This is a genomic window from Streptomyces sp. NPDC044061, assembly GCF_056434305.1.
Window position 1 is genome coordinate 1 of record NZ_JBWKFL010000101.1, and the last position, 10,032, is coordinate 10,032.

Consider the following 10,032-nt stretch of genomic DNA (forward strand, 5'->3'; position numbering starts at 1 on the left):
GAGCTCGGGCTGTCCCGGGAGGGCATGGAACGGCGCGCCTACCGGCACATGGAAAACTCCCAGCATCTCGCCCATCACGTCACCAAAGCGCTGGTCATGCACCAGGCGGACGAGGTCTTCGAAACCTCGGTGAGCCGGCACCTGTTCCCGGACTCTTCCGGCCGCAGGCACCACCGGCCGAAGACCGGCCTCTGGTGGGACTACACCCGGATCCCCGGCCGTGCCCGCTCCCACACCACCGACCGCAAGTGGGAGACCTTCCGCCTGCACGGCACCCTGGCCGGGCACCTCGACGCCTACCGCCACCGGGATCTCGACCCTACCGTCACCACCCCGGAACAGGCCGCCGCGCTTCCTGCAGGAATCGCGTTGCTCGAGCAGCCGCGGCACCTTCCCGCGTCCGCGCGCCCTTCGGGACGCATCGAGACGGGCGAAGGGAGGGCGAAGAAGACCCCGAAGACGCGGGCCGCGACCTGGTGGGACCACACCGGACCTCTGGCCGTCGTCTTCACCGGCGGTGCGGCCTCGCGCCGCGGTGACCTGGTCCTGCCCGTCCGCCTGCCCTCGGGGTCGGGCCGCCGGCCGCGCCTGCTGCACTTCCTGAACAACCCCGACACCTGGCACAAGATCGACCTGGTGCGCCGCCGGGACAGCTCCGCGCCGGGCGGATGGGCGTACGAAGCCCACCTGATGGTCCTCACCGGCGCCTACGCGTCCCCGGCGACGAAAGCCCGCCGCCAGGCGGCGGCCGCACTCGAGCGGGTCGCAGGGATCGACGGCAACGTCTCCAACCTCTCCATCGTCTCCTTCCCCAACACCTTCGACCCCGCCGACGGCGACATCGAAGCAACCCGGATAGCTCCGTCCGACGAGGAACTCGCCGCGCGGGCGAAAGCCCGCCGCAAGGAACGCGGCCGCACGCGTGCTCTCGACCGCTCCCGGCGAGCCTCCAACCCCGGCCAGTACCAGCCGTCGAAACGCCAACAAGCCCGCGCCGAACGACGCCAGACTGCAGGCCTGCTCGCACGCACCGTTCTGGTGCCCGGCGGGGCGCGGACAGCGAACAAGGCCCAGGTGCCCAAGCAGGCGTACCACCGCGACAGCCTGTCGGCCGGCTACCGGCTCAACCGGGCCCGGCTCGCCGAAACCGCCGCCACCGCCGCCGCGGCCAAAGACCACCGTGCCAGACGGACCGCCGAAGAGATCGTCACCGCCCACGGCGCGAATGTGGTTGTCGAGGACTGTGACATTCGGACCTGGTTCCGCAGGTGGGGCAAAACACTGCAGGCCACCACCCCCGGACGGCTCATCACTGCCATCGGCCGGGAGTGCGAGAAGACCGGCGGGCGGATGCTCCGCGCCTCCACCTTCACCACCAAGTTGTCCCAGACCTGCTTCTGCGGCGGGAACGTCGCCAAAACCCTCGCCGACCGGATCCACACGTGCCTCTCGTGCGGGCTCGTCGGCGACCGGGACAAAGTCTCCGGCGCCCTGTGCGCCCACGTCCACCTCACCGACCCCGACGACCCCAGCACGGCGCGCCTGGACACCGTCCAGGCGCAACATACACAGATCCTTTTCGCACCAGGGCTGCAAGAAGCCCTGTCGAGTCAACCGCAGCGCGGTGCCCGCCCCACCCGGGGCCGCACCCACGCGGCAGCCACCACGCCGGATCCTTCCGGCCGCAGGCCTCTGCTCGGCAAAACCCCACCACCCGCTACCAGGCCAACCCCGAATGAGACCCGACCCGCGAACGAGCGGCACAAGGCCCACGTCGGAGCAGCCGGCTGCACGGACAACGCGCCACCCAGACGCGCCGACTCCGTACAGACATCGGGTGGACATCGCCTCATTACGTGATGACTCTTAGGCGAAGTCGCCTGACATCACCCGGAACAACTCGACCTGGCGAGCGTCGTGCTGCGCGCACGAAGCCCGGCATTCCGCAGCACCGGCGCACGCTCCCGGCCCGCAGCACGGGATATTCACGCCTCTCCCTTTGGCCTAATCTGCTCCGGTCAGCCGGGTCGCCCGAACCGTAGTGGAGCCGGGTTGCTTCAGGGCGGTTGCAAGTTCCGGGGTCGTGCGGCTGGTCGGGTTGTGACCGGTTGGGGTGCATAACAGAGCAGGCACGGGCTTCGTGATCATTGTGGTGTCTAAGCCCGATGATCATGAGGTGGCCCGTGCCTGCCGCTGTATCCTCTCCCATTCCCGCCGTGCTGGTGAAGCTGGGTCCGCTGGATGCCGGTCGGATCGCTGACCTGCGTCTCTACTTCGACTCGGTGCCCGACCCGCGCTCCCGGCGGGGCCGGTGGTACTCGCTGACCGCGATCCTTCTGGTGTGTGCCTGCGCGGTCGTCTCGGGAGCGAGGAGCATCGACGAACTCGCCGAGTGGGGCCAGCGTGCCCCGAACGCACTCCTGATAGTGATCGGGATCCGGCGCCACCTGCTCAGATGGCGGCGCACTCCGTCGCGGGCCACGATCGGCCGTGTGCTGGGGGCTGTTGACGGTGACGCCCTGGACCAGGCGGTGGGCGCCTATCTGGCCGACCGGCACCGTGCCGTCACCGAACCCGCCCAGGCGCCGTCGCCGTCCGCGTCCCGGCGGCCGCGCGTGATCGCTGTCGACGGCAAAGCGCTCAAGGGATCAGCCCGTCTCACCGCGACGCGCCGGCATCTGCTCTCCGCGGTCACGCACGGCACCGTCGTGACCCTCGCCCAGGTAGAGGTCGGCGCGAAGACGAACGAAACCACCCACTTCCGTCCGCTGCTGGCACCGCTGGACCTGGCCGGCACCGTCGTCACCTTCGACGCCCTGCACTCGGTCAAGGCGAACATCTCCTGGCTGGTCGAGGCCAAGAAGGCGCACTACATCGCCGTGATCAAGACCAACCAGCCGACCGCCCACAGCCAGCTCGCGGCCCTGCCATGGCGAGACATCGCCGTCCAGCACTCCGCCTCCGCCTCTGCGCACGGCAGACGCGAGTCCCGCTCGATCAAGACCTGCGCCGTCGCGGACGAACTCGGCCCGATCGCCTTTCCCCACGCCCGTCTGGCCATCCGCGTCCACCGCCGGCGCAAGCAGTCCGGCCGACGCGAGACCCGTGAGAGTGTCTACGCCGTCACCAGCCTCGACGCCCACCAAGCCGGGCCGGCCGACCTGGCCGCCGCGATTCGCGGGCACTGGGCAGTGGAGAACTCCTCGCACCACATCAGGGACGTCACCTTCGCCGAGGACGCCTCCACCGTCCACGCCGGAACCGCACCACGGGCCATGGCCACCCTCCGCAACCTCGCCATCGGCGTGCTGAAAACCCTCGGAGCCGACAACATCGCCATGTGCCTCCCGGGCGATCCGCGACGAACCCCACCGAGCACTCCCCATCCTCGGCATCACCAACGATCCGGACACCTGCGGAACTTGATCAAGCCCTGGGGTTGCTTCCAACCGCGAGCCGCTCTGTCGATGGGCGCAGGAGGTGGCAGGGGCAGGTGCGCGTGGCCCGAGGCTGACCTGAAGGTTCCCGCAACCCGTGCCATTCGCCGCGCGCACACCCACAAGGGCCGCGCGAGGCACCGCGCGGTGTAGTGCCACCACGGTCTACCAACCGCTGCAGGGATGCCCGCTCCGCTGTTCCCGAATGGTTCCGGCACGGCCCAGGCGCCAGCTTCTGCAGGGTGCCAGAAGTCCCGCACATGCGCTCGCCCGCCTACGGCTCGTCCACTCCCACCGCCCTCGAGACGGTGGCCCGGCTCAGGGGCGCTCAGCTGACGTGTGGCCCTTCGCAGGCGGCGCGTGCCTGCTCCAGAACCGCCCGCCAGGAGGCGACGTGAGGATTGCGGCGCAGCAGTGATCTGCGCTCGCGTTCGGTCATTCCGCCCCACACGCCGAACTCGATGCCCTGGTCGAGCGCCTCGGCCAGGCACTCGGTCCGCACCATGCAGCCGTTGCAGACGGTTTTGGCGCGGTTCTGCTCTGCGCCCTGGACGAACAGCGCATCCGGGTCAGTGCTCCGGCATGCGGCGTTCTCGGCCCAACGCCCGTCCGTCACGTTCCCCTCCCCCATCGGCCCACCACAAGTCGACTTTACGCCCGCGACCAGGCACAACACTCCTACCCTGCAGGGGGAGGCACCTGCGCAGTGCCGGCTTTCACCTTTCAGCGCACTACTCACGTTCCGGTGACGCCCACGTGATCGGCAGGTAGACGCGTGCAACTTGTGAGTAACATCCCGGGGCAACATCCCACACCGATGAGGAGCGTGAACCGTGGCCGACGAAGCCACCACCGCCCCGATCCAGGACCGCTACGCACAGCAGGTCGCGGCCGACCTCGAGCACAACCGTGCCCAGCAGCAAGACCTCACCCGGCAGGTGGAACACATCCAGGCACGCCTGGTCCAACTGCAGGCAGAGGAGACATGGCTCATCGGCATCCAAGGCTCCCTGCCCAAAGCGCAGGCCCACCAGGACACCACGCCCTCCACCGATGCGGCACAGGCAGCATCCGCCGGCGAGCAGCGGCCAGCACCCGGCACCCCGGCCGTGAAGGAGACGGCAGTCCCGCAACCGCTGACGGCAGCCAAGAACCTGCCACCCAAACCGGCCAACGGCAGTAAAACCGAGCAGAAGACCACGCCGTCAGGCACCGCCACGCCCACACTGGGTGAGCTCCTGACCGCCATCCTGGACGGCCACCAGGGCCAACCGCCCACGGCTGGTGAGGTCCGCGACGAACTGGAACGCCACCACCCCGAGCGAGCCCGCAACACCCCCATCGTGCGCGCGACCCTGGAACGCCTTGTCGCCACGGGCACGGTCAAACGAACCCGGCAAGGGCGCACCGTGCTGTACACCCACAACGCTTCGCCCTTTGCTAGAAGTTGATCAGCTGGTGCCCTATCGGGGCGGTGCCGTTGGGGGCCGGACGAAGACAGGGCCGAACCACTGATCGGGAGCCGGCACGGCTTTCATCTGCACCTGGGCTCGGTACTCGCGTCCGGATGTGAAGCAGCTCTCCAACATGTTCAGGGCGGCCCGATCAATGGCTCCGAGGTAGGTGCTTCGGGCACGGGACGCGGTGTCGAAAGGCATCAGCGAGCCGAGTAGTTGCCGCTGCCGGTGGGTGGGAACCTGACGGTGCGCTTCAGGCACCGTCCGCCAGGTGTCGTGGTCCGGGCGGGACGTGTGGTCGGTTCTCGGCGCAGGAGTCACTTGTCTGCCGTTTTGAGACGACCGCTCCGGTGCTGCCGTCCTGTGTGTGCGGACCTCCCGCGGCCAGAAGCGGACGACCGGTCGAGGGCGCGGTGGTGGGGTACGGGCCGCGCCCATGGGAGGCCGTCCGACGGCACGTCCGGCCTGTCAGGGCAGGTGACGTGCCGTTGGGCGGGCTGAGCCATCAGTCGCCAGGCGGTGGGGTGGAGTGGCACTGCTCGGTTGTCAACCGTCCGGCAGTAGTGGTTGCGGCAGGGACAGGGCGTACCGCCGGATGGAACTGGCGGGGCGGCCGGCTGCAGGGTAGCGCTCTGGCGGAAGCTGGCTGTGACTGGAAGTCGCCAGTGGGTCCCTGATCAGCTCCAGGAGCCGGTCGTGGTCGGGGAAGGTGACCGCTTCCTTGGACCGGTAGTGCCGGAAGAACGTCGTGCGCCCCACTCCGGCCCGCTCGGCGATGTCGTCGACGGTGGTGTTCTCGTTTCCGCGCACGTCGAAGAGAGCGAACGCGGCGTCCGCGAGTCGCGTCCGCGCAGATGGCTTGCTCATGTCCGTCTGCGATGGATGAGGCCAACGTCAGTTCGCAGCGACTGCGCTGATCAGCTGGTCAGTGGCGGGCGGCCGCCCTGGTGTTGAGTGTGCGGCTGAGCGCGTGTGCCTCGCGCAGCAGTAGCGCACCGAGTTCGGGTCTGCGCTCGGGGCGGAACCTGGTCTCCACTCCGGTCACTGTCAGCGCCCACGCGGGCTGTCCGGCGTGGTCGAACACGGCCGCCGCCATGCCCCAGCTGCCTTCCACAATGAGTCCGGGGTTTACGGCGTAGCCGTCGGTTCGGGTCTGCGCGATCCGCTCGCGCATCGCGTCCGGCGCGTGTTCCTGGCCCCACCGGTCGACCAGGTCCCTGCGTTCCAGATAGGCGTCGATCTCCGTGTCGTCGAGGAACGACAGCACTGCCAGACCTGCTGAGACGACACCGAGCGGGAAGCGGGCGCCCTCGTACAGCACGAAGGAGCGGATGGGGAAGTCCCCGTCCTCGCGTAGCAAGCACACTGTTTCATCCCCCCGTCGGGCGGAGAAGAACGCGCTCTCGCCGGTCGCGGCCGCGAGCCGGTGCACGCTCTCACGCGCGTGGTGGGTGACGTCGTAGCGCATGCTGGCCGCCCCGCCGAGCAGGTATAGCTCAGGTCCGAGGAACCAGCGGCCGCTGCGCCGGTCGCGGTCGACGAACCCTTCCTCGGCCAGCGAGACGAGCAGTCGGTGCACGGTCGGTCTCGGCAGGCTCGTCGCCCTCGCCAGCTCGGCGGTGGCCGCACCGGCTTCGTTGACCGTCGATAGTGCGCGCAGTACCACGCCGACCCTGCCGACGAGGTGGGCTGCTGGGGTCGTGTCCGTGTGCATGCCTCCAGCATACGTTCACTGAATGGACGCCATGTCTGGCTCATGCTCACCGGCCGATCGGTTCTTCCGCCAGATGTGTTGTTTCTTGCCCAGCGAGGGGGTCCACGAGTTGACTCTGGGTGCTCAGACAGTGAACGCCCTAGACGGGAGGTGGACGAGTTGTTCAAGCTGTGCGCGAGTGCGGAAGCAGCCTTGGCCGGCGTGCTGACCGATGGCATGACGATTGCCGTCGGCGGTTTCGGTCTCTGCGGTGTCCCGAACGATCTCATCGAGGTGGTACGCGACAGCGGGGTCACCGGGCTGACGATCGTGTCCAACAACATGGGGGTCGACGGCAAGGGCCTCGGTCTGCTGTTGGAGAACCGTCAGGTGACGAAGGTGATCGCGTCCTACGTCGGCGAGAACAAGCTGTTTGCCCAGCAGTACCTGGACAAGGTTCTCGACGTGGAGTTCTGCCCGCAGGGCACGCTCGCCGAGCGTATGCGGGCCGGCGGGGCCGGGATCGCGGCCTTCTACACGAGGTCCGGGGTGGGGACACCCGTCGCCGAGGGCAAGCCGCACGCCGAGTTCGACGGGCACGTCTACGTGCAGGAGCGAGCGATTGTCGCCGACCTCGCGCTCGTGCACGCACACACCGCCGACGAGGCGGGCAACCTCACGTACCGCGCCACCGCACGCAACTTCAACCCTCTCGTTGCCACGTGCGGCCGGGTGACAGCGGCCGAGGTCGAGCACCTCGCCGACGAATTCATCGACCCCGAATTGGTTGCCACACCCGGCGTCTACGTCGACCGCCTGCTGATCGCGCGCGAGCGGATCAAGGAAATCGAGAAGCGCACGGTCCGCCCCCGCGCGACCGTCGGAGCCTAGGAGTAACCAGTGCCCCGGACACGTGACGAGATGGCGGCGATCGCGGCCGCCGAACTCAATGACGGCGACTACGTAAACCTGGGGATCGGTATCCCCACCCTTGTGGCCAACCACATCCCCGACGGCGTGCGGGTGACCCTGCAGAGCGAGAACGGCATCCTCGGCCTCGGCCCGTTCCCCTGGGAGGGCGAGGAGGACGCCGACGTCATCAACGCGGGCAAGCAGACGGTCACGGTCAACCCCGGCGCGAGCTACTTCGACTCAGCGACGTCTTTCGGCATGATCCGGGGTGGCCACATCGACATCGCCATCCTGGGAGCCCTGCAGGTGACCGCAAAGGGCGACCTCGCGAACTGGACCATCCCCGGCGCCCTCGTGAAAGGCATGGGCGGCGCAATGGACCTCGTGGTCGGCGCCCGCCGCATCGTGGTACTCACCGACCATGTCGCCAAGGACGGAACCCCCAAGATCGTCGACGACAGCACCCTGCCACTGACCGGCACCGGCGTAGTCAGCCGCATCATCACCGATCTCGCCACCATCGACGTGACTCCCGATGGCCTGCAGCTGATGACACTCGCTCCAGGTGTCACCGAGGCAGAGGTACGAGCGAAGACCGGCGCCCCTCTGCATCTGTCCGCCGAGGCAGTGGTCAGTGGTTGAGTACCAGCCGCGGTAGAGGAGTCCTTCACTGCCGGCACGGCCTGGGTTTGATCTTTATGCGGCGAGGTGTGTTGGTGCCGTTTCCTGGTCCCGGTTGGCGTGACGTAACCGTGGACTTTGTGCGGCGGCGACGTCGGAACGCGACCCGGTGCGTCCACAGCTCTGCAGCAGGCCCCATACGTGCAGTTCATGCTGGCATGCTGCTGAGGTGAAGGCCCCTCAACCGGTCGTCGCAACACCAGTTTCCTGGACCGATAGGAGATTCTGGTTGGTTGTTGAGTGCAAGGGCCACGACTTCGAGTTCGTCGGCGTCCCATGGCGACAGGTCTGTGCCCCGCTCTTCCGAAGAGTCAGCCATCGGGTTGGGCTGGCCGCGCTGGATGCTGCAGTAGCCCCGGTTGTCCACCTGCGCCCGTCGTCCGGGTGCGGCGGCGTCCGTCCCCGACCGCCTTGTGCAGATGTGATCACGAGGCGGCGTTTCAAGCAGTGCTGTGCTTCCCGGGGTATCTCGCATTCACCATTTTGGCCCGGCAGTGTGGCCCCGGCTGCCGGGCATGCGGATCTGTGTGATCGCGATGGTGTGAAGTGCCGCGTTGAGCTGGCGGTCTCCGCGCCTGGACAGGCGGTGGCGTGCGCGGTCCGCGCTGGCGATCTCGATGGAAGCGGTGCCGGCGTACTGGGCGAAGACGCTGGCGGTCAGGAAGCAGGGGGCTCCCGGTCTGGGCCAGGAGGCGGGCGGGGGTCACTGTTTTAATGCCAGGAGCGTCGGTCAGCCCGCTTTCGGACTCCGCGACCACCTCGGCCATGGCTTTGGCGTTGTCCATCAGCTTCACGTCCCCTGTCCGGATCTCGACGGTCAGGTCACCGGCGAGGGCCTGGCGGGTGAGTTCGGCCGGGCCGAGGGGGACCATCGTTTCGATCACGGCTTCGGACGTTCCCGAGGCGAGCTGACTACCAAATGCACCTGTCCGTCGATCAGGTCCAGAAGCCGTTGTCCGCGCTGACCACAGCCGGTCAGCTGGGTGATTCTCCACAGTCCGAGCCGCTTCTGGAGACGATTCGGGTGTCCCGGCTCGGTCCCAGGCGGCCCCGCAGGACACCGTACCGGGGCGGGCTGACAAAGTTTACGGCTCCCGGCGTAATGGACCTACCTGCACAGGTGCCGGATGGAGGCGACCATCCCGGTCCCTGCCGACCGCGTCCGCCACCGCCTCGGCTCCCGAGGCGGTTGGCCGGAAGTTCGACAAGACCCTCCCGCGACCGTCGGAACGTCCACATGCTGGACTCATCGACCGGATAACAGTTAGCGGGTTGCCGCGGTTTCGCTACCGATGGTTTGTTAAGGCGAGAGTGGGAGGTAGACGGTGAGCGGGTTGCTCGGGCTTACTGCATTGATCAGGTCCTGTAACTCTGCTGGCGGAGATGTCCTGCAGCAGGCCCGCCACCAGCGTTGCAGCATGGTGGCAGGGGATCAGCGAGTTGCGGACGGTGCGCAGGGCCCAGGGACAGCGGGCCGAGTGCAGCGTACTGGTGCCCCATCTCTTGCCGGTTGGCCCGGCTGGCTGGTTCGCGTGATATGTCGGCTTCCCAGCACAAGAAGAACACGCAGTTAATCAGTCCTACTACAGCCGAAGATCTTGTGACGGGACCGGTGTACCTCTCCGGCACATCCCGCTACGTCGTGTCCCCGGCCTTGTTGCGGCGTTTCGCCACGGCCGGGCCAGCCGGGTGGCAGCTGCTCCCCTTTGATCTCCGTCATCCGGACCGAGTCCACAAGCGCAGGGGCACCAGGGCCTGCTCATTAGGCGACCATCGTTCCTGCAGCCCTCACAGGTAGGGTTGTGACCTCTCGGTCCCGGTGGGTGCATGGCCAAGACTGCGAGCCGTTCGA

The 10,032-nt window shown here is 67.9% G+C and carries 9 protein-coding genes; 5 read left to right on the forward strand and 4 right to left on the reverse strand.

Annotated elements, in window-relative coordinates; translation table 11 throughout:
* The coding region (locus AC07CM_RS49285) for a zinc ribbon domain-containing protein (protein WP_478883120.1) at positions 1 to 1,860 on the forward strand (1,860 nt) is incomplete at its 5' end.
* Positions 1,861 to 2,216: 356 nt separating this feature from the next.
* Positions 2,217 to 3,590 carry an ISAs1 family transposase gene (locus AC07CM_RS49290; RefSeq protein WP_478883121.1) on the forward strand — a complete coding sequence of 458 codons (1,374 nt, stop codon included), beginning with the start codon at positions 2,217 to 2,219 and terminating at the stop codon, positions 3,588 to 3,590.
* A 175-nt stretch (positions 3,591 to 3,765) separates the two neighbouring features.
* Here the strand turns inward: AC07CM_RS49290 and AC07CM_RS49295 are convergent, their stop codons facing one another.
* The gene (locus tag AC07CM_RS49295; protein ID WP_478883122.1) at positions 3,766 to 4,068 is read right to left on the reverse strand and encodes a WhiB family transcriptional regulator; all 303 of its coding nucleotides are present in this window, start codon (positions 4,066 to 4,068) and stop codon (positions 3,766 to 3,768) included.
* 202 nt (positions 4,069 to 4,270) lie between these two features.
* Between AC07CM_RS49295 and AC07CM_RS49300 the strand changes: the two genes are divergently transcribed.
* The gene (locus AC07CM_RS49300) at positions 4,271 to 4,888 is read left to right on the forward strand and encodes a hypothetical protein (RefSeq protein ID WP_478883123.1); all 618 of its coding nucleotides are present in this window, start codon (positions 4,271 to 4,273) and stop codon (positions 4,886 to 4,888) included.
* A gap of 552 nt (positions 4,889 to 5,440) precedes the next feature.
* On the opposite strand, the gene AC07CM_RS49305 is transcribed toward AC07CM_RS49300, so the two are convergent.
* Together AC07CM_RS49305 and AC07CM_RS49310 are read right to left on the reverse strand one after the other, a co-directional pair.
* A complete protein-coding gene (locus AC07CM_RS49305) occupies positions 5,441 to 5,761 on the reverse strand; it encodes a TetR/AcrR family transcriptional regulator (protein ID WP_478883124.1) in 321 nt (106 codons plus the stop codon).
* Between the two features lie 58 nt (positions 5,762 to 5,819).
* Positions 5,820 to 6,608, reverse strand: coding sequence for an IclR family transcriptional regulator (locus AC07CM_RS49310; protein WP_478883125.1), 789 nt, complete (start codon positions 6,606 to 6,608; stop codon positions 5,820 to 5,822).
* A 159-nt stretch (positions 6,609 to 6,767) separates the two neighbouring features.
* Here AC07CM_RS49310 and AC07CM_RS49315 point away from each other — a divergent pair, with 159 nt between their 5' ends.
* Positions 6,768 to 7,478, forward strand: coding sequence for a CoA transferase subunit A (locus AC07CM_RS49315; RefSeq protein WP_478883126.1), 711 nt, complete (start codon positions 6,768 to 6,770; stop codon positions 7,476 to 7,478).
* Positions 7,479 to 7,508: 30 nt separating this feature from the next.
* Positions 7,509 to 8,141: a 3-oxoacid CoA-transferase subunit B gene (locus tag AC07CM_RS49320; protein WP_478883127.1), complete on the forward strand. Its 633-nt coding sequence runs from the start codon at positions 7,509 to 7,511 to the stop codon at positions 8,139 to 8,141.
* A gap of 514 nt (positions 8,142 to 8,655) precedes the next feature.
* On the opposite strand, the gene AC07CM_RS49325 is transcribed toward AC07CM_RS49320, so the two are convergent.
* On the reverse strand, positions 8,656 to 8,841 hold the full coding sequence (locus tag AC07CM_RS49325) for a transposase (protein ID WP_478883128.1): 186 nt from the start codon (positions 8,839 to 8,841) through the stop codon (positions 8,656 to 8,658).
* Between the last annotated feature and the right edge of the window lie 1,191 nt (positions 8,842 to 10,032).